General features: G+C 74.6%; 22 protein-coding genes and 1 tRNA gene. 13 read left to right on the forward strand and 10 right to left on the reverse strand.

Annotation, left to right across the window (positions count from 1 at the left end; genetic code table 11):
- Nucleotides 1-271 precede the first annotated feature (271 nt).
- Nucleotides 272-505, reverse strand: a complete 234-nt coding sequence (chpH, locus tag ACZ63H_RS33220) for a chaplin ChpH (protein ID WP_469871518.1) — start codon at nucleotides 503-505, stop codon at nucleotides 272-274.
- Between the two features lie 152 nt (nucleotides 506-657).
- Nucleotides 658-1,983 (reverse strand): M20/M25/M40 family metallo-hydrolase, encoded by a 1,326-nt coding sequence (locus ACZ63H_RS33225; RefSeq protein ID WP_469871520.1) that lies wholly within the window; start codon nucleotides 1,981-1,983, stop codon nucleotides 658-660.
- Nucleotides 1,984-2,198: 215 nt separating this feature from the next.
- On the opposite strand from ACZ63H_RS33225, the gene ACZ63H_RS33230 reads away from it, so the two are divergent.
- Nucleotides 2,199-2,286: transfer RNA gene (locus tag ACZ63H_RS33230), tRNA-Leu, on the forward strand.
- A 74-nt stretch (nucleotides 2,287-2,360) separates the two neighbouring features.
- Here ACZ63H_RS33230 and ACZ63H_RS33235 read toward each other — a convergent pair.
- Nucleotides 2,361-3,665 carry a phosphoribosyltransferase family protein gene (locus ACZ63H_RS33235; RefSeq protein WP_469871522.1) on the reverse strand — a complete coding sequence of 435 codons (1,305 nt, stop codon included), beginning with the start codon at nucleotides 3,663-3,665 and terminating at the stop codon, nucleotides 2,361-2,363.
- Between the two features lie 12 nt (nucleotides 3,666-3,677).
- Nucleotides 3,678-3,989 (reverse strand): dsRBD fold-containing protein, encoded by a 312-nt coding sequence (locus tag ACZ63H_RS33240; RefSeq protein WP_467939408.1) that lies wholly within the window; start codon nucleotides 3,987-3,989, stop codon nucleotides 3,678-3,680.
- 99 nt (nucleotides 3,990-4,088) lie between these two features.
- Between ACZ63H_RS33240 and ACZ63H_RS33245 the strand changes: the two genes are divergently transcribed.
- A complete protein-coding gene (locus ACZ63H_RS33245; protein ID WP_469871524.1) occupies nucleotides 4,089-4,466 on the forward strand; it encodes a YchJ family protein in 378 nt (125 codons plus the stop codon).
- Nucleotides 4,467-4,492: 26 nt separating this feature from the next.
- Here the strand turns inward: ACZ63H_RS33245 and ACZ63H_RS33250 are convergent, their stop codons facing one another.
- Complete coding sequence (locus ACZ63H_RS33250) at nucleotides 4,493-5,194, reverse strand: FadR/GntR family transcriptional regulator (RefSeq protein ID WP_469871526.1); 702 nt, start codon at nucleotides 5,192-5,194, stop codon at nucleotides 4,493-4,495.
- Between the two features lie 140 nt (nucleotides 5,195-5,334).
- Here ACZ63H_RS33250 and ACZ63H_RS33255 point away from each other — a divergent pair, with 140 nt between their 5' ends.
- Together ACZ63H_RS33255 and ACZ63H_RS33260 are read left to right on the forward strand one after the other, a co-directional pair.
- Nucleotides 5,335-5,862, forward strand: a complete 528-nt coding sequence (locus ACZ63H_RS33255; protein WP_469871528.1) for a gluconokinase — start codon at nucleotides 5,335-5,337, stop codon at nucleotides 5,860-5,862.
- Nucleotides 5,863-5,898: 36 nt separating this feature from the next.
- Nucleotides 5,899-7,296: a GntP family permease gene (locus ACZ63H_RS33260; RefSeq protein ID WP_469871530.1), complete on the forward strand. Its 1,398-nt coding sequence runs from the start codon at nucleotides 5,899-5,901 to the stop codon at nucleotides 7,294-7,296.
- Nucleotides 7,297-7,464: 168 nt separating this feature from the next.
- On the opposite strand, the gene ACZ63H_RS33265 is transcribed toward ACZ63H_RS33260, so the two are convergent.
- Nucleotides 7,465-8,445 carry a hypothetical protein gene (locus ACZ63H_RS33265; protein WP_469871532.1) on the reverse strand — a complete coding sequence of 327 codons (981 nt, stop codon included), beginning with the start codon at nucleotides 8,443-8,445 and terminating at the stop codon, nucleotides 7,465-7,467.
- A 397-nt stretch (nucleotides 8,446-8,842) separates the two neighbouring features.
- Here ACZ63H_RS33265 and ACZ63H_RS33270 point away from each other — a divergent pair, with 397 nt between their 5' ends.
- From ACZ63H_RS33270 to ACZ63H_RS33285, 4 genes are read left to right on the forward strand one after another with little or no spacing between them, the layout of a single operon-like run.
- Nucleotides 8,843-9,739, forward strand: a complete 897-nt coding sequence (locus tag ACZ63H_RS33270) for a DMT family transporter (protein ID WP_469871534.1) — start codon at nucleotides 8,843-8,845, stop codon at nucleotides 9,737-9,739.
- Between the two features lie 53 nt (nucleotides 9,740-9,792).
- Nucleotides 9,793-10,308, forward strand: a complete 516-nt coding sequence (locus tag ACZ63H_RS33275) for an NUDIX domain-containing protein (RefSeq protein WP_469871536.1) — start codon at nucleotides 9,793-9,795, stop codon at nucleotides 10,306-10,308.
- A gap of 21 nt (nucleotides 10,309-10,329) precedes the next feature.
- Complete coding sequence (locus ACZ63H_RS33280; RefSeq protein ID WP_318204379.1) at nucleotides 10,330-10,722, forward strand: YidH family protein; 393 nt, start codon at nucleotides 10,330-10,332, stop codon at nucleotides 10,720-10,722.
- The gene (locus tag ACZ63H_RS33285; protein ID WP_469871538.1) at nucleotides 10,719-11,045 is read left to right on the forward strand and encodes a DUF202 domain-containing protein; all 327 of its coding nucleotides are present in this window, start codon (nucleotides 10,719-10,721) and stop codon (nucleotides 11,043-11,045) included. Before ACZ63H_RS33280 ends, ACZ63H_RS33285 begins: the two co-directional genes overlap by 4 nt.
- Nucleotides 11,046-11,085: 40 nt before the next feature.
- Here ACZ63H_RS33285 and ACZ63H_RS33290 read toward each other — a convergent pair whose 3' ends face one another.
- Nucleotides 11,086-12,030, reverse strand: coding sequence for an NADP-dependent oxidoreductase (locus tag ACZ63H_RS33290; protein WP_469871540.1), 945 nt, complete (start codon nucleotides 12,028-12,030; stop codon nucleotides 11,086-11,088).
- Between the two features lie 320 nt (nucleotides 12,031-12,350).
- Between ACZ63H_RS33290 and ACZ63H_RS33295 the strand changes: the two genes are divergently transcribed.
- The 5 genes from ACZ63H_RS33295 (at nucleotide 12,351) to ACZ63H_RS33315 (ending at nucleotide 18,170) form a co-directional block, all read left to right on the forward strand.
- A complete protein-coding gene (locus tag ACZ63H_RS33295; RefSeq protein WP_469871542.1) occupies nucleotides 12,351-13,373 on the forward strand; it encodes a phosphotransferase family protein in 1,023 nt (340 codons plus the stop codon).
- A gap of 5 nt (nucleotides 13,374-13,378) precedes the next feature.
- A complete protein-coding gene (locus tag ACZ63H_RS33300; RefSeq protein WP_469871544.1) occupies nucleotides 13,379-14,593 on the forward strand; it encodes an acyl-CoA dehydrogenase family protein in 1,215 nt (404 codons plus the stop codon).
- A 109-nt stretch (nucleotides 14,594-14,702) separates the two neighbouring features.
- Nucleotides 14,703-16,382: a PucR family transcriptional regulator gene (locus ACZ63H_RS33305; RefSeq protein WP_469871546.1), complete on the forward strand. Its 1,680-nt coding sequence runs from the start codon at nucleotides 14,703-14,705 to the stop codon at nucleotides 16,380-16,382.
- A 214-nt stretch (nucleotides 16,383-16,596) separates the two neighbouring features.
- Complete coding sequence (locus ACZ63H_RS33310; protein ID WP_469871547.1) at nucleotides 16,597-17,952, forward strand: type III PLP-dependent enzyme domain-containing protein; 1,356 nt, start codon at nucleotides 16,597-16,599, stop codon at nucleotides 17,950-17,952.
- 11 nt (nucleotides 17,953-17,963) lie between these two features.
- Nucleotides 17,964-18,170, forward strand: a complete 207-nt coding sequence (locus ACZ63H_RS33315) for a hypothetical protein (RefSeq protein WP_469871549.1) — start codon at nucleotides 17,964-17,966, stop codon at nucleotides 18,168-18,170.
- Nucleotides 18,171-18,193: 23 nt separating this feature from the next.
- Here ACZ63H_RS33315 and ACZ63H_RS33320 read toward each other — a convergent pair whose 3' ends face one another.
- From ACZ63H_RS33320 to ACZ63H_RS33330, 3 genes are read right to left on the reverse strand one after another with little or no spacing between them, the layout of a single operon-like run.
- The gene (locus tag ACZ63H_RS33320; protein ID WP_467939372.1) at nucleotides 18,194-18,787 is read right to left on the reverse strand and encodes a TetR/AcrR family transcriptional regulator; all 594 of its coding nucleotides are present in this window, start codon (nucleotides 18,785-18,787) and stop codon (nucleotides 18,194-18,196) included.
- Between the two features lie 26 nt (nucleotides 18,788-18,813).
- On the reverse strand, nucleotides 18,814-20,475 hold the full coding sequence (locus tag ACZ63H_RS33325) for a class I adenylate-forming enzyme family protein (protein ID WP_469871551.1): 1,662 nt from the start codon (nucleotides 20,473-20,475) through the stop codon (nucleotides 18,814-18,816).
- Nucleotides 20,472-21,239, reverse strand: coding sequence for an SDR family oxidoreductase (locus ACZ63H_RS33330; RefSeq protein WP_469871553.1), 768 nt, complete (start codon nucleotides 21,237-21,239; stop codon nucleotides 20,472-20,474). Before ACZ63H_RS33330 ends, ACZ63H_RS33325 begins: the two co-directional genes overlap by 4 nt.
- Between the last annotated feature and the right edge of the window lie 44 nt (nucleotides 21,240-21,283).

A 21,283-nucleotide genomic window follows, 5' to 3' on the forward strand; every position in this document is an offset into this window, starting at 1 on the left:
AACCCCCCCCCCCCCCGCGGGAGAGCTAAAGGGCACACGGGGTCCCGGGACCCCACTCCCCCCCCCCCCCCCCCCCCCCCGACCCCCCCCCCCCCCCCCCCCGCCCCCCCCCCCCCCCCCCCCTCCCCCCCCCCCCCCACCCCCCCCCCCCCTCCCCCCCCCCCCCCCCCCCCCCCCCCCCCCCCCCCCCTCCTCTCCCCCCCCCCCCCCCCCCCCCCCCCCCCCCCCTGGGCCCGACGGCTCGTAAAAGGACGCCCTCAGGGAGCCGGCGTCACTTGTTGATGCAGACGTTGCCGAAGGCGGGGTTCAGCACGCCGATCACGTCGATCGTGTTGCCGCACACGTTCACCGGGACGTGGATGGGCGCCTGGATGACGTTGCCGGACACGACGCCCGGGGAGCCCACGGCGGCACCCTGGGCGCCGGAGTCGGCGACGGCGAGACCCGCCCCCGCGAGAACCAGACCACCGGTGGCGGCCGCAGCGGCGACGACCTTCTTGAGCATTGTTCCTCCTAGTTGGCAATGCGACCCCAAGGCGCGGGATCACATCAGATGCAACGAGGAGGAACCAATGAAGCTACGAACTGATCGTCGCATTCACCCGTCTCAGCGCGTCTCGTACGGCTGCCCGAATGTCGGGCCACGCGCCCCGGTCCTCAGGACGCGTCGATGAACCGGTCGAGCACCCGCACCCCGAACCGGAGCCCGTCGACCGGCACCCGCTCGTCCACGCCGTGGAACATGCCGGCGAAGTCCAGCTCCGGCGGCAGCTTCAGCGGGGCGAAGCCGAAGCCCCGGATGCCGAGGTCGTCGAAGGACTTGGCGTCGGTGCCGCCGGAGAGCATGTACGGGATCGCCTTGGCGGTCGGGTCCTCGGCGAGCAGCGCGGCCTGCATGGCCTCCACCAGGGGGCCGTCGAAGCCGGTCTCCAGCGCCTTGTCGGAGTGCACGTCCTCGCGGCGGACGTGCGGGCCGAGCAGCCGGTCCAGGTCGGCGAGGAACTCCTCCTCGTGACCGGGCAGGAACCGTCCGTCGATGTGCGCGGTGGCCTCGCCCGGGATGACGTTGACCTTGTAGCCGGCGTTCAGCTGGGTGGGGTTGGCGGTGTTGCTCAGGGTCGCGCCGATCAGCTTGGCGATGCCGCCGAGCTTCGCGATGGTCGCCTGCATGTCCTCCGGGTCCAGCTCGGTGCCGAGCGCGTCGCCCAGTTCGTCGAGGAAGGCCCGGGTGGTCTTGGTCACCCGCACCGGGAACGTGTGCCGGCCGACCCGGGCGACCGCCTCGGACAGCTCGGTGATGGCGTTGTCGCGGTGGATCATCGACCCGTGCCCGGCGGTGCCGGCCACGGTCAGCTTCATCCAGTGCATGCCCTTCTCGGCCGTCTGGATCAGATACAGCCGCCGCTGGTCGTCGATGGTGAAGGAGAAGCCGCCGACCTCGCTGATGGCCTCGGTGACGCCCTCGAACAGCTCGGGGTGGTGGTCGACCAGGTAGCGGGCGCCGTACGTGCCGCCGGCCTCCTCGTCGGCGAGGAAGGCGACCACGATGTCCCGCGGGGGCCGGCGTCCGCTGCGCAGCCGGTCGCGGACGACCGCGAGGGTCATGGCGTCCATGTCCTTCATGTCGACGGCGCCGCGTCCCCACACGCATCCGTCGGCGACCTCGCCGGAGAACGGGTCGTGCGTCCAGTCGACGGCGTTGGCCGGTACGACGTCCAGGTGGCCGTGGATGAGCAGCGCGGGCCGGGACGGGTCCTCGCCCTCGATCCGGGCCACCGTGGAGGCGCGGCCGGGGTGCGACTCGTAGATCTTCGGTTCCAGTCCGACCTCGGCGAGCTTCTCGGCGACCCACTCGGCGGCCTTGCGCTCGCCGGGGCCGGAGTGGTCGCCGTAGTTGCTGGTGTCGAACCGGATCAGCTCGCGGCAGAGGTCCACGACCTCGTCCTCGCCGGTGACGGTCCTGGCCGTGCCCGTCTCGCTCACGATGCTTCCTCCCGCTGTCACTGCTGGTGGTCCTCCTCATCCTCTCTCCGCCCGGCCCCGGGCCCAAGACCGGACCCGGCCTGTGACACGCCGTTCACGTGCGGCCGCCGCCGGGACGGGGGGTGATCGGACACCCCCGAAAGCCTGGTAATGTTTCCTTCGTCGCCGCGAGGGAAACCCCGCCGAAAGGGAGGATCTCGCACGACAGACACCTTGTCCGGGTGGCGGAATGGCAGACGCGCTAGCTTGAGGTGCTAGTGCCCTTTATCGGGCGTGGGGGTTCAAGTCCCCCCTCGGACACCAGCAAGGCCCCTGCTCCGCAGGGGCCTTTCGCGTGCCCCGGGCCAGGGGCGGCCTCGGGACAGCGCGGCGGCGGCCTACACGTGCGCGGGTGCCATGTGGTCGGTGAACCACGCGCACGCCAGCTCGGTGACCCGCTCCAGGGTGCCGGGCTCCTCGAAGAGGTGGGTGGCGCGCGGGACGACCGCCAGCCGGTTCTCGCAGCGCAGCCGGGCCTGCGCGTCCCGGTTGAGGTCGAGGACCATCGGGTCGGCGCCGCCGACGACGAGCAGGGTGGGGGCCGTCACCTCGGACAGCCGGGCCCCGGCGAGGTCGGGCCGGCCGCCGCGGGAGACGACGGCGGCGGGCCGCGCGGCGGGGTCGGCGGCGGCCCACAGGGCGGCCGCGGCGCCGGTGCTGGCGCCGAAGTAGCCGAGGGCGAGGCCCTCGACGTCGGGTTCCTCGCGCAGCCAGACGGTCGCGGCCAGCAGCCTGGCGGCGAGCAGCCCGATGTCGAAGACGTTGCCGCGGTCGGCCTCCTCCGCGTCGGTGAGCAGGTCGAACAGCAGGGTGCCGAGCCCGGCGCGGTGCAGTCCCCGGGCGACGAACCGGTTGCGCGGACTGTGCCGGCCGCTGCCGCTGCCGTGGGCGAAGAGCACGACGCCGGTGGCGCCGTCGGGCACGGTCAGCCGGCCGCCGAGCCGGACCGCTCCGGCGGTCACCGTGACCTCCCGGGTGCCGGACGCGGCGCCCGCGGCGTGCCGGTGGCGTTCGGCGGCCCGCCGCAGACAGGCGGTGACCTCCTCGTCCCCCACCTGCGTGAAATCGGCGTAGAACTGGCCGACGGCGGCGAAGTCCCAGGGGGTGTCCAGGCAGACCAGCTCGTCGGCGTCCTCGCCGAGGCGCCGGGCGAAGTCGCGGGGGGCGACCGGCACGGCGAGCACGATGCGGGCCGCGCCCCGGGCCCGGGCGACGCGGCAGGCGGCCCGGGCGGTGGAGCCGGTGGCGACGCCGTCGTCCACCACCACGGCGGTCCGGCCGGCGACGGTGGCCGGGGGCGCGGCGCCCCGGTAGCGCGCGCCGCGCTCGGCGAGGACCCGGCGCTCGCGCTCCTCGACCGCCGCGAGATCGTCCGGCCCCACACCGGTGCCGCGCAGCACCTCCTGGTTGATCACGCGGACGCCGTCCTCGCCGATCGCGCCCATGCCCAGCTCGGGCTGGTAGGGGACGCCGAGTTTGCGCACCAGGAGGACGTCCAGCGGCGCGTCGAGCGCCTCGGCGACCGCCGCGGCGACCGGCACCCCGCCGCGGGGCAGTCCGAGCACCACCACGTCCTGGCCTCTGAGGTACTCCAGGCGCTCCCCCAGCCGCCGTCCGGCCTGCAGACGGTTCGCGAAACGCACGGCGGCACTCCTTCACTCGCGGGACAGCCAGAGCGGGACCGGGCCGTCCGTACCGGCCGCTCCGGTGGCCTTCATGTCGCCGTCGGCGGCCCGCAGCAGCAGGCGGCCCATGGCGATGAGGGCGCGCCCGGCGGCGAGTTCGTCGCCGATCTCGGGCATCGCCCGGTCGTAGGGGTTGCGGCGGGCCTCGGCGTGGCTCTCCAGCACGTTGTCCCCGGTGTCCAGGACGATCCGGGCCGTGGTGTCCGGATCGTGCTCGGACAGGTACAGGTTCAGCCGCCACTCCTTGACGGCGGGAGGCCGGCTGCTCAGCGGTCCGGTCATCCTCGACCTCTCCTCCCTGTGCCGGTGTGCGGTCCAGCTCTTCCACTGTGCACCCGGCCCGTGCCGGGCGCCTCCGCTGCCGGCGGGCACAATGGGCGCATGACCTCGCGCGACTGCCCCTGCGGACTCCCCGGGACCTACGACGCCTGCTGCGGCCGCTTCCACGCGGGGCGGGCCGCCGCGCCGACCGCAGAGCTGCTGATGCGCTCGCGCTACAGCGCGTTCGTGACGGGGGACGCGGGGTACCTGCTGCGCACCTGGCACCCGCGGACCCGGCCGGGGCGGCTGGACCTGGATCCGCGGATGCGGTGGACGGGGCTGGAGATCCTGGACACGGCGGACGGGTCGGCGTTCCACACCACGGGCACGGTGGAGTTCCGCGCCTCCTACCGGGGCGGCGCGCTGCGCGAGCGGAGCCGGTTCGAGCGGGTGGACGGGGCGTGGGTGTACGTGGACGGGGAGTTCCCGCAGGACTGACCGGCCCCGCGGCGCCCCGCCTGCGCTCAGGGCACCAGGACGTCCAGCTCCTGGAGGGCGCCCGCGGTGATCTCGCGGGTCAGTTCCTCGGCGCGGGCGGCGTCCCGGGCGCGGACGGCCTCGGCGAGCCGCACGTGCAGGGTGACGGCGGCCGGGTCGGGGTCCTCGAACATGACCTCGTGCCGGGTGCGGCCGCTCAGCACCTCCGCGACGACGTCGCCGAGGCGGGCGAACATCTCGTTGCCGGAGGCGTTGAGGATGACCCGGTGGAAGGCCACGTCGTGGAACAGGTATTCCTCGAGGCGGTGGCCGCGTGAGTGGGCGACCATGCCGAGCGCGCACTCGGTGAGTTCGGCGCACTGCTCGGCCGTGGCGTGCTGGGCGGCCAGGCCCGCCGCCACGGGCTCGACGGCGGAGCGCAGCACGGTGAGCGAGCGCAGCTGGTGCGGGCGGTCGGCGCCGGCCAGGCGCCAGCGGATGACCTGCGGGTCGTAGACGTTCCACTCGGCCTTGGGGCGGACCGTGACGCCCACCCGGCGGCGGGACTCGACCAGGTGCATGGACTCCAGCACGCGGACCGCCTCGCGCATCACGGAGCGGGACACCTCGAAGTGCTGGGCCAGTTCGTCGGTCCGCAGCACGCTGCCCGGCGGGTACTCGCCGGACGTGATCGCGGGGCCGAGGGTGTCCAGTACATGGCCGTGCAGCCCCCGGCCCGGTGTGCTCATGCACTCAGCGTACGACTTGGATCACAGAGATAAAAAGTCAGACTTATACATCACAGTCTCTTGAATTCGTCGTACCTAATGGGTTTCAGTGTGGCGACGCCGCAGTGGCGTCGGATGTCGAGGAAGACAGCGAGGCAGTGATGCGAACCCCCCAGGTCGTCGTCGTGATGGGCGTCGCGGGGACGGGCAAGACCACGATCGGTCCCTTGCTCGCCGCGCGGCTGGGCGTCCCGTACGCCGAGGGCGACGACTTCCACCCGCAGGCCAACATCGACAAGATGTCGGCCGGGACCCCGCTCGACGACGCCGACCGGTGGCCGTGGCTGGACGCCATCGGGCACTGGGCGCACGGCAGGGCCGGCCTGGGCGGAGTGGTCAGCAGCTCCGCGCTGAAGCGCTCGTACCGCGACCGGCTGCGGTCCGTGGCGCCCGGGATCGTGTTCCTGCACCTGACGGGCGACCGGCGGCTGATCGAGGAACGCATGTCCCGGCGGCAGGGCCACTTCATGCCGACCGCGCTGCTGGACTCCCAGTTCGCCACGCTCCAGCCGCTCGAGGCGGACGAGGCGGGAGTCGCCGTGGACGTGAGCGGCGGCCCCGAGGAGATCACCGAGCGTGCCGTGCGCGCCCTCGCGACGCTTCCCGACACCGCGGGCAGCTCCAAGTAGCACCCCAGAAACCCCCGTAACCGCAAGGAAACCCCCGTGACCAGACTCAGCGTCGAGATGCTGGCAGCGGACGCCCCTCCGCCGATCACCTCCGCCGGACACGCCCAGCTGGGCATCGCCGTCCTGGTGGGCATCGCCCTCATCGTCCTGCTCATCACCAAGTTCAAGCTCCATGCCTTCCTGGCGCTGACCATCGGGTCGCTGGCGCTCGGGGCGGTCGCCGGGGCGCCGCTCGACAAGGCCATCACCAGCTTCACCAGCGGGCTCGGCTCCACGGTGGCCGGCGTGGGCGTCCTGATCGCGCTCGGGGCGATCCTGGGCAAGCTGCTCGCCGACTCCGGCGGCGCGGACCAGATCGTCGACACGATCCTGGCCAAGGCCGGCGGGCGGGCCATGCCGTGGGCGATGGTGCTGATCGCCTCCGTGGTCGGCCTGCCGCTGTTCTTCGAGGTCGGCATCGTGCTGCTGATCCCGGTCGTGCTGATGGTCGCCAAGCGCGGCAACTACTCCCTGATGCGCATCGGCATCCCGGCGCTGGCCGGTCTGTCCGTGATGCACGGCCTCATCCCGCCGCACCCCGGCCCGCTGGTCGCCATCGACGCGGTGAAGGCCAACCTGGGGGTGACCCTGGCGCTCGGCATCGTGGTCGCCGTCCCGACCGTGATCATCGCCGGTCCGCTGTTCTCCAAGGTCGCGGCCCGCTGGGTGGACGTGCCCGCCCCCGACCGGATGCTGCCGCAGCGCGCCTCGGAGCAGGTGGAGCGCCGTCCGGGCTTCGGCCCGACGCTCGCCACCATGCTGCTGCCGGTGGTGCTGATGCTGGCCAAGGCTCTGGTGGACATCGTCGTCGACGACCCCGCGGACCACACCCAGCGCGTCTTCGACGTCGTCGGCTCCCCGCTGATCGCGCTGCTCGCCGCCGTGATCGTCGGCTTCTTCACGCTGGGCCGGCCCGCCGGGTTCACCCGGGACCGGCTCCAGCAGACGGTGGAGAAGGGCCTGATGCCCATCGCCGGCATCCTGCTGATCGTCGGCGCGGGCGGCGGCTTCAAGCAGACGCTGATCGACTCCGGCGTGGGCCGGATGATCCTGGACATCTCCGAGGACTGGTCGATCCCGGCGCTGTTGCTGGCCTGGCTGATCGCGGTGGCGATCCGGCTGGCGACCGGCTCGGCGACGGTGGCGACGGTCTCGGCGGCCGGCCTGGTGGCGCCGCTCGCGGCCGACATGTCGACCGCCCACACGGCCCTGCTGGTCCTCGCCATCGGCGCGGGCTCGCTCTTCTTCAGCCATGTCAACGACGCCGGTTTCTGGCTGGTGAAGGAGTACTTCGGGCTGAGCGTCGGGCAGACCGTCAAGACCTGGTCGCTGATGGAGACGATCATCTCGGTGGTCGCGGGCGCCCTGGTGCTGCTGCTGTCCCTGATCGTCTAGGGACACGCCGGGCATCCGGCGACACGCCGGGCGCCGGAGGACGCGTCGGCCGTGGACGCCACGGCGGGCCGGCTCATCGCCCGGGGGGAGACCCCCGGCCGATGAGCCGGCCCTTCTTCGTCCGCGTCGTCCCCGCCCGTGTCGCTCCCGCCCGCGTCCTCCGCCCCGTCACCGGTGCCCGAGCGCGCGGGCGCGGGCCGCGTGGAAGGCCGCCAGCGGGTCCCGGTGGGCGTAGCACCAGGGGGCCGGGGTGGCGTGGTCGCCGATGCGCTGGAACAGGGCCGCCGCCTCGGCCGGGCGGCCGGCGCAGGACAGGGCGAACGCCAGGTGGTTGAGGTCGACGAGGCGGCGCGGGTGCTCGTCGTGCTCCCACTCCAGCCACCAGTCGAAGGAGGCGCACAGCACGCGCCGGGCCCTCGGACCGCACCAGTGCCGGGAGGCGGCCGGGTCGGCGGGGGCCAGGCCGGTGGCGGCGAGGACCCGGTACCGCTCGGCGTAGGCGATCACCGGCAGGACGGCCAGCGGGGAGTCCGCGGGGGCCTCGGCGGCGGCCAGTTCGGCGGCGTCGTACACCTCGTGGGACTCGGCGCGGGCGTCGCACCCGGGCCGTTCGGCGAGGCAGGCGATCAGCAGGTGGTGGGCGTGGTGGTGCTCGGGGTGGCGGCGGCGCAGCTCGGTGAACGCGCCGAGCGCGGCGCCCTCCGGGCCGAAGGCGCGGGCGAGCAGGAGCAGCCCGAGCCAGGGGGTGGGGTCGGCGGGGGCGAGCGCGGCGGCCGCGGCGCAGGAGTCGCGGGCCCGGCCGGGGTCCTCCTCGCCGCGCACGGCCCGGTGGACCAGGGCCAGGGCCGCCAGGGTGGCGGCGTCGGCGCAGCCGGGCTCGGCGGCCAGCCAGTCCTGCGCCCAGGCGGTGGCCCGGGGGTCGCGGGCGAGGGTGGTGAGGCGGTGGCCGCGGCGGTCCCAGTCGTCGCCGGTGTGCACCAGCAGGGAGCGGGCGGCCTGCCGCCGGCCCTGGGCCAACGCCGCCCGCGCCGTGCGCAGGTCGGCGTCGTCGAGGGCGGCGTCGAAGGCATCGCGGGCACCGGGGGCACTGTCGCCGGACGGGTCCGTTGCGGCCCGGCGCGTGCCGAGCAGAGGCGGGGAAGGGGGCACCGCGGGCTTCCTGTTTCTCGGGCTGCCATCGACCGATCACGCACAGCAAACCCCCCGCCAAGGGTCGCGTCAAGCGGGACGGGGCTGGTAGTACCTTCAACTTCCCTGTCCGGTGGCGCACTTGACTCCTCCGGCGCAGGTGGGCCCCCGTCACGGGTGTGAACGCGGAGAATTTCCTGTGGCGTATGCCATGCCCTTCTGCCCCGCCGTACCGGGCCGTACGCCCCGCAACCCCGCGGTGCGGGATGTGGCGTGCGCCATGGCGCCGCGCGCCCCGGTTGCGGACGATGGCGTGCGACTGCCCGGTTCCGGGTACTTCCGGGGCATTGCTGTCCCCGTGGCGCTACAGTCGGCCACTACACGCCCGTGGTCCGGCCGGATGATCGAGGTACACAGCGTGTCCGTTCTGGTTCTGCTCCTCGCCGTGAGCGCGGCCTGCTGCCTGGGCTTCGGGTTCGTGCTCCAGCAGAACGCGGCCCAGCGGGCGCCGCTCGGCGACTTCCTCTCCTTCCGGCTGCTGCTCGACCTGATGCGGGTCCCGCGCTGGCTGGGCGGCCTCGCGCTGATGGTGGCCGGCATGGTGCTGGGCGCCGTCGCCCTCGGCAAGGGCGAGATCTCGCTGGTGGAGCCGCTGCTCGCGACCAATCTGCTGTTCGCCCTCGCCCTCTCCCGGCACCAGAGCGGACAGCCGCTCGGCCGCCAGGGCTGGGCCGGGCTGCTGCTGCTCGCGGGCGGGGTCAGCGCGTTCATCATGGCCGGCGAGCCGCGGGCCGGCACGGCCGTCACCGATCCGCTGCGGCACTGGCTGATCATCGGCTTGGTGGTGGGCGCGGCCCTGCTCCTGACGGCGTACGCCAAACGCTCCCGGATGGGCGGCGGCCCGGTGCTGCTGGCGCTGGCGGCCGGGCTGCTGTACGGCGTCCAGGACGCGCTCACCCGGGTGAGCGGCACCCGCTTCTCCGACGGCGGCCTGACCGGGCTGCTCACCGGCTGGCAGCCGTACGGCGTGGTGGCCTGCGGGGTCACCGGGCTGGTGCTGGTGCAGAGCGCCTTCGAGACGGCCCCGCTGCGCATGTCGCTGCCCGCGCTCACCGCGGCCGAGCCGCTGGCCGGGATCCTGTGCGGGGTGGGCTTCCTCGGCGACCGGCTGCGCACCGACACCGGGGCGCTGGCCTGGGAGGCGGCCGGACTGGCGGCCGTGGTGGGGGGCATCGTGCTGCTCGGGCTGCATCCGGCGATGCCGTGCGGCACGGGCGAGGCGGAGCCGGAGACCCCGGACCTCCAGCGCCGCTGACCCGGCCCCCGTCCGCACCCGGGCCCGGCAGGGGGCCTGCTTGGATGGCGGGCATGAATCCTGCTGACGAGATCCTCGACATCGTCGACGAGCACGACCGGGTCGTCGACCGGCGCCCGCGCGGCGAGGCCTACGCCCGCGGGCTGCGCCACCGCTGTGTGTTCGTCCAGGCCCGGGACGCGGCCGGCCGGCTCTTCGTGCACCGGCGCACGGCGACCAAGCTGGTGTTCCCGTCCCTGTACGACATGTTCGTCGGCGGGGTCGTCGGCGCGGGCGAGTCCTACGACGCGGCGGCGCTGCGCGAGGCCGAGGAGGAGCTGGGCGTCGGCGGGCTGCCGCGGCCGGCGTACCTGTTCAAGTTCCTCTACGACGACGGCGCCGGGAACAGCTGGTGGTCGGCGGTGTACGAGGTGCGCTGCGACCTGCCCGTGCGCCCGCAGGCGGAGGAGGTCCAGTGGCACGCCTTCCTGCCCGAGGAGGAGGTCGAGCGGCGGCTCGGCACCTGGGAATGGGTGCCGGACGGGCTGGCGGCGTACGAGCGGCTGCGGGCGTTCCGGGCGGCCGGGTGACCGCCCGGTAAGGTCGGCCGGGTGAGCGGATTCGTGCGGAACATCCGGCTGTGGTTCGCGCCGGAGCGGGTGCGGGAGGAGGGCGGCACGCCCGACTACCGCTTCTCGCTGGCCAACGAGCGGACCTTCCTCGCCTGGCTGCGCACCGCGCTGGCGCTGATCGGCGGCGGATTCGCGGTGGACCAGTTCCTGCCCGACCTGCGCTGGGCCTGGCGGGCCGGGCTGGCCCTCGCGCTGCTCGCCGCCGGCGTGCTGTGCTCGCTGCGGGCGGTGAACCACTGGGTGCGCTGCGAGCGGGCGATGCGGCGCGGCGAGGACCTGCCCGCCTCCCGGTTCCCGGTACTGCTGAGCCTGGTCGTCGCGGCGGTGGCCGTGGCGATGGTCGTGGTGGTGCTGGTGGGGTGGGAGGGGTGACGGCCGGCCCGGAGGCGGCGGTCCGGGACCCCGGGCTCCAGCCCGAGCGCACCCGGCTGGCCTGGCGGCGCACGACGCTGTCGTCGGCCGTGGCCACCGTGCTGGCCGTGCGGACCGCGCTGCGCGCGGGGCCGTCGGCGGCCGGGGTCCTCGCGTGCGCGGTGTGCTGCGCGCTGTGGCTGGGTTTCCTCGGGGTGGCCCACGCCCGCCTGCGCGCCCTGTCCACGGCGCCCCGCCCGCCCGCGCTGGCCCCCCGGCAGGCGACGGCGGCGGTCCTGTGCGCGGTCGCGCTGGCGGTGTGCGCGGCGGTGCTCGTGCTGTAGGCGGGCGGCGCGCGCCGGCGCCCGGCCGCCGTGCGGCGTCCTACGGTTCGCCCCGCTCCCGCTCCACCGTGACCACGATCTTGCCGCGGGTGTGGCCCTCCTGGTTCAGCCGGTGGGCGTCCGCCGTGCGCTCCAGGGGGAACGTCTCCTGGACGTTGACGGACAGGACGCCCTGGTCCGCCCACTCCGACAGGCACGCGAGGTCCTCCGGGTCCGGGCGGACGAAGACGTACCGGCCGCCGTACTCCACCACCTCCTGGTCGGCGATCGAGGCCAGCCGGCCCTCCGGGGCGAGCAGGTTGGCCGAGACCTTCAGGGTGTCGCCGCCGACGGTGTCGAAGACCGCGTCCACCCCCTCGGGGGCGAGCCCGCGCACCCGTTCCGCCAGACCCTCGCCGTAGGCCACGGGCTCGCCGCCCAGGGAGCGGACGTAGTCGTGGTTGGCCTCCCCGGCCGTGCCGAGGACCCGGGCGCCGAGGTGGGCGGCGATCTGGACGGCGAGCGAGCCGACGCCGCCGGCCGCCGCGTGCACCAGGACGGTCTCTCCCCGCTTGACCTCCAGGGCCTTGACCAGCACCTGGTAGGCGGTGAGGCCGGCCAGCGGGAGTCCGGCGGCCTCCTCGAAGGACAGCGCGCGCGGCTTGCGGGCCAGGGTGCGCACGGGCGCGGCCACGTACTCGGCGCAGGTGCCCCGGGAGAGGAAGTCCTCGCGGACGTAGCCGATGACCTCGTCGCCGGGCGCGAACTCGGTGACGGAGGGGCCGGGCCGGACGACGACCCCGCTGACGTCCCAGCCGGGCACCACCGGGAAGACGGCGTCCAGCACCGGGTCCAGATAGCCCTCGCGGCACTTCCAGTCGACCGGGTTGACGGCCGCCGCGCGCACCTCGACCAGCACCTGGTCGGGACCCACCTTGGGATCGCGCAGCTCGCCGTACTCCAGCACCTCGGGTCCGCCGTAGCGGCGGTAGCTGATGCCCTTCATGCCCTCGACCCTCCGGGGTACTCGTGTGCCGCGCAACCGGGGCCTTCCGCGCGCCGCCCGTCGTCCCCACCCCGTACCCCCGCAGGCGGGTGCCATGACCACCCGCCGCCGGGAACACGGCGCCCGCGGGGGGGCGACCGGGGACGGCCACCCGCCCGGGCCCCGCGGGCCTGCGGCTTCCCGGGCGGGTGACCCGGGAAGCGGCGGGCTTATCGTGGGCCGTGTCACGTTCGGCGCGATCTTCCCCTCCGCACTGGACGGCATACCGACCGGTCGGCATCATGAGTCTGGTCCTGTGCACCCGTCCCTAGGAGTGATGTATGAGCGCCGACCACCCGCCCGGGCTGGACCTGGACCGGCTGCGCGACCTGCTCGACCGCGAGCGCCCCGGTCTGGTGCACGGCCCGCTGACCGGACGGCTGATCGAGGGCGGACGGTCGAACCTCACCTACGCGCTCTCCGACACCCGCTCCAAGTGGGTCGTCCGGCGCCCCCCGCTCGGCCATGTACTGGCCACCGCGCACGACATGAGACGCGAACACCGGGTCATCAGCGCCCTGCACCCCACCCGGGTGCCGGTGCCGCGCCCGGTGCTGCTGTGCGAGGACGAGGAGGTGCTCGGGACCCCCTTCTACGTGATGGAGTTCGTCGAGGGCACCCCGTACCGCACCGCCGGCCAGCTCGCCCCGCTCGGCCCGGAGCGCACCCGCGACGCGGTGCTGTCCCTGGTGGACACGCTGGTCGAGCTGCACGCCGTCGACCCGGCCGAGGTGGGCCTCGCGGACTTCGGCCGCCCGGAGGGCTTCCTGGACCGGCAGCTGCGCCGCTGGGGCAAGCAGCTGGACGCCTCCCGCAACCGTGACCTCGCGGGCATCGACGAGCTGCACGCGGCGCTCGGCCGCGCCCTGCCCGTCTCCCCCGCCCCGGCCGTCGTGCACGGCGACTACCGCCTGGACAACGTCCTGATCGGCGACGACGACCGGATCAAGGCGATCCTCGACTGGGAGATGTCCACCCTCGGCGACCCGCTGACCGACCTCGGCCTGCTGGTGATGTACAGCCGGTCGCTGGACCTGCCCGACTCCCCCGTCTCCACGACCGCCGGGGCGCCCGGCCACCCCTCGCCCCGGGAGCTGGTCGAGCGGTACGCCGAGCGCTCGGGACGGGACGTGTCGGCCGTCTCCTGGTACGAGGCGTTCGCCTGGTTCAAGCTCGCCGTGATCCTGGAGGGCATCCACTACCGCTACACGCTCGGCCAGACGGTCGGCCGTGGCTTCGACCGCATCGGCGACCTCGTTCCCGTCTTCATCCACCACGGACTGACCACCCTTCAGGAAGGCTGACCTCCATGGACTTCGCGTTCGACGCGCGTACGGAAGAGCTGCGCGCCCGGCTGCTCGCCTTCATGGACGAGCACGTCCACCCGGCCGAGGCGGTCGCCGAGGAGCAGCGGGCCGCGCTCGCCTCGCCGTGGGACACCCCGGCCGTGGTGGAGGAGCTGAAGGCCGAGGCACGCCGGCAGGGCCTGTGGAACCTCTTCCTCCCGGACGCCGAGTACGGCGCCGGGCTGACCAACCTCCAGTACGCCCCGCTCGCCGAGATCACCGGCCGCTCCCCGCACCTCGCGCCCACCGCGACCAACTGCGCGGCGCCGGACACCGGGAACATGGAGGTGCTGGCGCAGTTCGGCACCGAGGAGCAGAAGAAGCGGTGGCTGCGGCCGCTGCTCGACGGGGAGATCCGCTCGGCGTTCGCGATGACCGAGCCGGAGGTGGCCTCCTCCGACGCCACGAACATCACCACGCACATCGAGCGGGACGGCGACGAGTACGTCGTCACCGGCCGCAAGTGGTACATCTCCGGCGCGATGAACCCGGACTGCGCGATCTTCATCGTGATGGGCAAGACGGACCCGGACGGCGCCGACATCCGCCGCCAGCAGTCCATGGTCCTGGTCCCCCGCGACACCCCCGGCGTCACCGTCACGCGCGCGATGCGGGTGTTCGGCTACGAGGACCACGCGCACGGCGGCCACGCCGAGGTGGTCTTCGACCGGGTGCGCGTGCCGGTGGCGAACCTCGTCGGCGAGGAGGGCGGCGGCTTCGCCATCGCCCAGGCCCGGCTCGGTCCCGGCCGGATCCACCACTGCATGCGGCTGATCGGCATGGCCGAGCGGGCGATCGAGCTGATGTGCCGGCGGGCGGTGTCCCGTACGGCGTTCGGCAAGGCGCTGGCCCAGCAGGGCGTCGTACAGAACTGGATCGCCGACGCCCGGGTCACCGTGGAGCAGCTGCGGCTGCTGGTGCTGAAGACGGCCTGGCTGATGGACACCGTCGGGAACAGGGGCGCGCACACCGAGATCCAGGCGATCAAGATCGCCACTCCGCGCGCGGTGGTGGACATCCTGGACCGGGCGATCCAGCTGCACGGCGCGGGCGGCGTGAGCCAGGACTTCCCGCTGGCCGAGCTGTACGCGAGCGCCCGCACGCTGATGCTCGCCGACGGCCCCGACGAGGTCCACCAGCGGTCGCTGGCGCGCCGGGAGCTGAAGAGGTACCTCTGACCCCGTCGCCGGCGCGCGCCGCACCCCATTGAGCGCGCGCCCGGTGTGTGGTGTCGTACCTCTTCCGGGGGCGGCCGGGACCCGGCCGCCGGTGGGACGAGGGGGAAGCGTGACCGAGCCGCGGGACCACGCGGAGTGGGAGACGGCCGCCGGGCCCAGGGTGACCCTGGAGCGGCTGCTGTCGGTGGTGGGCACGGGGGCCCTGGAGCTGGACACGGCGCCCGGCGGGCCGGCCGTGGCCGTCGGCGGTGCCACCGTGCTCGATGTGCTGGCCCCCGAGATCCGGCCCCGTGAGCTGGTGCTCGCGGTCGGTGTCGCGGCCGGGTCGGCCCAGGCGGTGGACGTGGTGCGGCGGGCCGGTGCCGCCGGGGCCTGCGGGGTGGTCTTCGGCCCGGAACGCCCCGAGGGGACCCTCGGCGCCCTGCGGGCGGCGGCCCACGAGGCCGGTACGGCGGTGCTGTTCCGCACCTGGTACCGGTGGGAGGAGCTGGTGGCGGTGCTGCGGGCCGGGCTCGCCGCGGCGGGGGTGCCGCCGTTACCGGCCGCCCGGGGCCTGGTCCTGGGCGATCTCGACGGGCTGGCCGACGCGGTGGCCGCCCTGGTCGGCGGTTCGGTGACCATCGAGGACACCGAGTCGCGGGTGCTGGCGTACTCCTCCACGGAGGAGAACGTGGACGAGATGCGCCGGCTGACCATCCTCGGGCGGCGCGTGCCGGCCTGGCGGGTGGCCGCGATGCGCGACGCCGGCTTCTTCCGCGCCCTGTGGACCACGGACGACGTGCTGCACCGGCGTGCCCAGGGGGACAACCCCGAGCGGCTGGTGTGCGCCGTGCGCGCGGGCGGCGAGGTGCTGGGCTCGGTCTGGGTGGCCGCCGTCGCGGGCCGGCCGCTGTCCCCCAACGCGGCGGAGGCGCTGCGCGCCGCGTCCCGGGCCGCCGCCCCGCATCTGCTGCACCACCGCACGCGCGGCGCCGACAGCCGGCTGGTGGAGGACGCGGCGCGCGCCCTGCTGGAGGAACGCGGCTCGGCCGAGGTGCTGGCCGAGCGGGCCGCGCTGCCCGCGCGGGAGCCCTGCGCGGTGCTGGCGGTGGGCGCCGGGGCGGGTGCGCCCGGGCCGGATCCGGCCGGTGAGCCGTCCCGGATGTACGCCCTGCTGGCGCTGCACTGCGCGGCCCTCGGCCACCGGATCGTGGTCGTGCCGGCGGGCGGCCGGGCGCTGGTGCTGGTCTGCGCGCTGGACCGGGACGCGGACCGGGCCCGGGAGCAGGTGACGGCGCTCGGCACCTCGCTGACCGCCCGGCTGTCGGCGGCCACCGGCGCGTCCGTGCGGGCCGGGCTGGGCGAGGTGGTGCCGGCGCTGGCCGGGGCCGCGCGGTCGCGCCGCAGCGCCGAGCAGGCGCTGAAGGCGCTCACCCGGACCGGGGGCGCGCGCGGTGTGGCCCGGGTGGAGGACGTGGCCGACACCATCGGCGTGCTCCAGGTGCTGGAGGCGCTGCGGGAGACGGAGCTGCCGCCGGGCACCTCGGTGGCACGGCTGGCCGCGTTCGACGCCGAGCACGCCGGCAGCCGCCTCGTGGAGTCGCTGCGGGCCTACCTGGACCACTTCGGCGACGTGCCGGCCGCCGCGCGCAGCCTCTCGCTGCACCCGAACAGCATGCGGTACCGGCTGGGCCGGATCACGGCGGTGTCCGGGCTGGACCTCGCCAGCCCGGACGCGCGGCTGCTGGCGCAGCTGCAACTGCGCCTGGCCCTCGGGGACCCGGAGCGGGAGCGGGGCCCGGAGGCCTGACGGGCCTTCGTGCGGCCGCACCACCGAAGGGGCCGTTCCTCGTCGCCGCGCACGAAGCGGCCGCACACGAGGGGGCGCTCCCCCGGTGCGGCCCCGGCCGCACCGGGTATGCCTGTGCGGAACCGACGAAGACGGCCCCCGGGTGCGGCGAGCAGCCTGGTCGTGTGCCCGGGGAAACGGCCCCGGGCCGCCGTCCCACACCGGAAGGTGCACCATGACCGCTGTGTCCCGTGCCGCCGCGCGCCGCGAACACGTCCTGAAGGAAGCAGTGCGGCGGGGCCTGCTCGACGCGGAGCGGGCCCCGCTGGCCGCCTTCGTGGACCTCGACGGTGTCGCGGCCACGGTCCGGGCCCTGCACGAGGCGTTCCCCGGCGCCCCGGAACTGCCCGGCGTCACCCACACGTTCGCCGCGAAGGCCAACTGCCTCGTCCCCGTGCTGCGGGAGCTGGAACGGCACGGCATGGGCTGCGAGGTCGCCACCGGGGGCGAGCTGGCCCGGGCGCTGGCCGCCGGGTTCCCGGCCGACCGGATCGTCTTCGACTCCCCGGCCAAGACCCGCGCCGAGCTGGCCCGGGCCCTGGAGCTGGGGGTGGCCGTCAACGCCGACAGCTTCCAGGAGCTGGAGCGGATCGCCGCGCTGCTGGCCCGCCGCCCCTCCGCGTCCCGGATCGGGGTACGGCTGAACTGCCAGGTCGGCGGCGGGGCCATCGCCGCGATGAGCACCGCCACGAGCACCTCCAAGTTCGGTGTGCCGCTGACGGACCCCGGCAACCGGGAGCGGCTGCTGCGGGCGTTCGCCGCGTATCCGTGGCTGACCTGGGTGCACACCCACACCGGGTCGCAGGGCTGCCCCCTGGACCTCATGGCGCGCGGGGTGGCGCAGGCGGTGGAGTTCGCCGACCAGGTGACGGCCGTGTTCGGCGCGGGCCGGGTGGAAGGCGTCGACATCGGGGGCGGGCTGCCCGTGAACTTCGCCGACGACGAGGTCACCCCGACCTTCGCCGACTACGTGGCGCAGCTGCGGACGCACGCCCCGGGGCTGTTCGCGGGCCGCTACCGGGTGGTCACCGAGTTCGGCCGCTCGGTGCTGGCGAAGAACGGGTTCCTCGCCGCGTACGTCGAGTACACCAAGGACGCCGGGGGCCGGCCGATCGCCGTGACCCACGCCGGGGTGCAGGTGGCCACCCGGACGGTGTTCAGCCCCGACGCCTGGCCGCTGCGGATCGAGGCGTACGACGGGCGGGGCGCGGCCCGGCGGGAGCGGGCCGTGCGGCAGGACATCGCCGGCCCGGCCTGCTTCGCGGGCGACCTGCTGGCCCGGGACCGGGCGCTGCCGCCGCTGCGGCCGGGCGACCTGGTGGTGGTGCCGGACACCGGCGCCTACTACTTCTCGACGCCGTTCCACTACAACAGCCTGCCCGAGCCGGCCGTGCACGGGGTCCGGACGGACGCGGCCGGCCGGGTGGAGTTCACGCTCGTGCGGCCCGCCGAGGACCCGTGGCGGCTGACGGAACGGGACGGCGTGCCGCTCCCGGGGCCCGAGCCGGTCCCGGCCGGCGAGACCCGGTGAGGAGTGACGCGGTGTCCCGGGCCGATCCCGGGCGGCCCGCCGGGGACGGGCCGCTCCTGACCCAGCGCGCCGCCATCGTGTTCCTGCTGGGCGTGCTGGCCGGCGTCGGGGCGGCCGTCCTGGCGGCGCTGGCCGGCAGTGCCTGGCCGGTCGCGGTGAGCGCGGGCGCCGGGACCGCCGCCCCGGCGGTGCTGTTCTTCAAGCAGATCATCGGCTAGGCGCCGGCCCCGGGCGCCCGGGCTCAGGGCCGCAGGGCCCGCAGCAGCAGGTCGGCGAGGTGGTCGGCGACCTGCTGGGGGGTGAGGGGGCCGTCGGGGCGGTACCACGTCGACAGGTGGTGGACGGAGCCGAAGTGGTAGTCCACCACCAGGTCGGCCGGGGTCGCCGTGGAGAAGACGCCCTCCTTCTGGCCCTCCTCGACGAGCGCGCGGAAGCGTTCGTGGTAGCGCCGGCGCTCGGCGCGGACCTGCTTGTTCTTCTCCGGGCTGAGGTGGTGCATGGACCGGAAGAAGATCGACGCGTCGTCGAGGTTCTCGATCGTGGTGACGACCACGTCGGCCGCCGCGTCCCTGAGCCGCTTCTCCACCGGCTCGTCGGCGTTCGCGTAGGTGTCCAGCCGCTCCTGCTGGAGGCGCAGCACGCGCGCGTACACCTCGTGCAGCAGATCGTCCTTGGAGCCGAAGTAGTGGTAGAGGGCGCCCTTGGTGACGCCGGCCGCCTCCACGATCTCCTGGACGGAGGTGCGGTCGTAGCCCCGCTCGGCGAAGAGCCGGGTGGCGGCGGCCAGCAGCCGCTGCGGGACGGGCGTTCCGTCTCCGTCCGTGGTCCTGGGCACTGCCGCCACCTGCCTTTCCGTGGTCTTCAGTCGGTGTCGCGGGAACGCAGTTCCCGACGGAGGATCTTCCCACTCGCCGTCTTGGGCAACTCGGGCAGGATCTCCACCCGGCGCGGGTACTTGTAGGCGGCCAGTCTCTCCTTGCAGTACGCGGCCAGTTCACCCGGGTCCGCCTCGGCGCCCGGGCGCAGGCTGATGTAGGCCTTGACGGTCTCGCCGCGGTATCCGTCGGGCACCCCGACGACGGCCGCCTCCCGCACCGCCGGATGCGTGTACAGGACGTCCTCGACCTCGCGCGGCCACACCTTGAAGCCGGACGCGTTGATCATGTCCTTCTTGCGGTCCACGACGTACAGCCAGCCCCGCTCGTCCATGAACCCGATGTCGCCGGTGCGCAGTTCGCCGTCCGGGAAGGTCTCGGCGGTGGCGTCGGGCCGCCGCCAGTAGCCGGGGACCACCTGCGGCCCGCTCACGGCGATCTCCCCGTGCTCCCCGAAGGGCACCTCGGCGCCCTGGTCGTCCAGGATCCGCACGAGGGTGTCGGCGCCGGGCAGGCCGACGGACAGGGTGCCGGAGACCGGGTCCACGGGCGCCTCGAGGTGGGGCGGGACGGACGCGCAGGGGGCGGTGCACTCGGTGAGGCCGTAGCCGACGCACAGGTACGGCCCGAAGCGCTCCCGGAACCGCTCCACCAGGGCCGGCGGCACCGGGGCGCCGCCCGAGGACAGGTGGGTGAAGGAGGCGAAGTGGTCGCGGGTGGCGTCCGGGTGGGCGGCGAGCGCCATGTAGGCGGTGGAGGGGCCGACGGTGTAGTGCGGGCGGTGCTCGGCGAAGGCGTCCAGGACGACGCCGGCGTCGAAGCGGTAGGTGAGCACCAGGGTGCCGGCGCTGTTCAGGCAGGCGCCGAGCTGGCAGACCATGCCGGTGATGTGGAACAGCGGGGCGAGCGCGTGGTAGACGGGCGCGTCGGGCAGCGGGAGGCCGGTGCTCTGCCGCTCGGCGTTGTACATGATGTTCGCGTGGGTGTTGGTGGCGCCCTTGGGGGTGCCGCTGGTGCCCGAGGTGTAGCTGATCAGCGCGATGTCCCGCGGGCGCGGCAGCCGGCCCCCGGGGGCCCGGCCGCCCTGCCGGGCGACGGCCGTCAGGTCGTCGGCGTCCGGGGCCTGGGGCAGCCGCTCGAAGGCCAGCACGCGCGGGTCGTCCCGGGTCTGCAGGTCCCGCTCGCAGGCGGTGAGCACGATCCGCACCGGGGAGCCGCCGGCGGTCTGCCGCAGGTACGTCTCCCAGGCCCGGTCGGAGCAGATCAGCGCGGCCACCTCGCCGTCCCGCAGGACGTGGGCGACCTCGCCGGACTTGTACATGGGGTTGACCGGGACGACGGTGGCGCCCGCCTTCCAGGCGCCGAGCACGGCCAGCACGAAGTGCGGGGAGTTCTGCAGCAGTACGGCCACCCGGTCGCCGCGCTCGAGTCCGCGCGCGGCGAGGTGGGCGGCGACGGAGTCGGTCAGCTCGTCGGTCTCCCGGTAGCTCAGGCGGCCGTCGAAGTAGGTGAGGAAGGTGCGGTCGGGGTGCTCGGCGACGGCGGCGCGCAGGGCGTGCACGAGGGAGTCGGCGGGGTCGAGCGGGGCGCGCTGGGCGTCGGTCAGCAGCGCGAGCCAGGGGCGGGTGGCGTAGCGGGAGGCGGTCACCGGGCGGCCTCCCACTTCTGCTGGACGTGGTTCATGCCGGCGAGCCAGCGCTCGGGTTCGCCGGCCCGCGCCCGGTAGAAGCCGGCGACCTCGGGGTGCGGCAGGATCAGGAAGCGGTCCTCCTCGATGCCCTTCAGCAGCGCGTCGGCCACGGCCTCCGGTTCGATCGCGGTGGGCCGCAGCACCAGGTCGCCCGCGCTGCCGGTGGCGGCCAGCATGTCGGTGCGGACGCCCTGCGGGCAGATGGCGTGCGCCTTGACGCCCCGGTGGCGGTAGGTCAGGGACAGCCACTCGGCGAAGGCGTAGGCGCCGTGCTTGGTCACGCTGTAGGAGGGCGCCCCGATCATGGTGAGCAGGCCGGCGGCGGAGACCGTGGAGACGAACCGTCCGGCGCCGCGCTCCAGCCAGCCGGGCAGCAGGGTGTGGGCGGCGCGGACGTGGGCCATCAGGTTGACCTCCCAGGAGGTCGCCCAGGTGTGTTCGTCCAGGGCGGTGAGGTCGCCGTCCTCGAAGGCGACCCCGGCGTTGGCGCAGTAGACGTCCACCGTGCCGCCGAGGGCGTCGCGCGCCTCGGCGACGACGCCGGAGGCGTCGCCGGGGACGGCGATGCCGCCGATCTCGTCGGCCACCGCCCGCGCCTTCGCCGCGTCCAGGTCGTTCACCACGACCCGGGCCCCCTCGGCGGCGAACCGCCGGGCCAGCGCGGCCCCGATCCCCCCGCCGGCTCCGGTGACGACCACTCCCGCATCCCGCACGGCTTCCACCCTCGGTCTCCTTCGGCACGACACGACGCGACTCGGCTCAGCGA

It is taken from the genome of Streptomyces sp. NPDC104831, from assembly GCF_055583025.1.

Coding starts and splice junctions, on each gene's coding strand:
- chpH (WP_469871518.1), bottom strand. CDS start 505: ATGCTCAAGAAGGTCGTCGCCGCTGCGGCCGCCACCGGTGGTCTGGTT.
- ACZ63H_RS33275 (WP_469871536.1), top strand. CDS start 9,793: ATGAATCCTGCTGACGAGATCCTCGACATCGTCGACGAGCACGACCGG.
- ACZ63H_RS33290 (WP_469871540.1), bottom strand. CDS start 12,030: ATGAAGGGCATCAGCTACCGCCGCTACGGCGGACCCGAGGTGCTGGAG.
- ACZ63H_RS33245 (WP_469871524.1), top strand. CDS start 4,089: ATGACCTCGCGCGACTGCCCCTGCGGACTCCCCGGGACCTACGACGCC.
- ACZ63H_RS33295 (WP_469871542.1), top strand. CDS start 12,351: ATGAGCGCCGACCACCCGCCCGGGCTGGACCTGGACCGGCTGCGCGAC.
- ACZ63H_RS33240 (WP_467939408.1), bottom strand. CDS start 3,989: ATGACCGGACCGCTGAGCAGCCGGCCTCCCGCCGTCAAGGAGTGGCGG.
- ACZ63H_RS33255 (WP_469871528.1), top strand. CDS start 5,335: ATGCGAACCCCCCAGGTCGTCGTCGTGATGGGCGTCGCGGGGACGGGC.
- ACZ63H_RS33250 (WP_469871526.1), bottom strand. CDS start 5,194: ATGAGCACACCGGGCCGGGGGCTGCACGGCCATGTACTGGACACCCTC.
- ACZ63H_RS33310 (WP_469871547.1), top strand. CDS start 16,597: ATGACCGCTGTGTCCCGTGCCGCCGCGCGCCGCGAACACGTCCTGAAG.
- ACZ63H_RS33300 (WP_469871544.1), top strand. CDS start 13,379: ATGGACTTCGCGTTCGACGCGCGTACGGAAGAGCTGCGCGCCCGGCTG.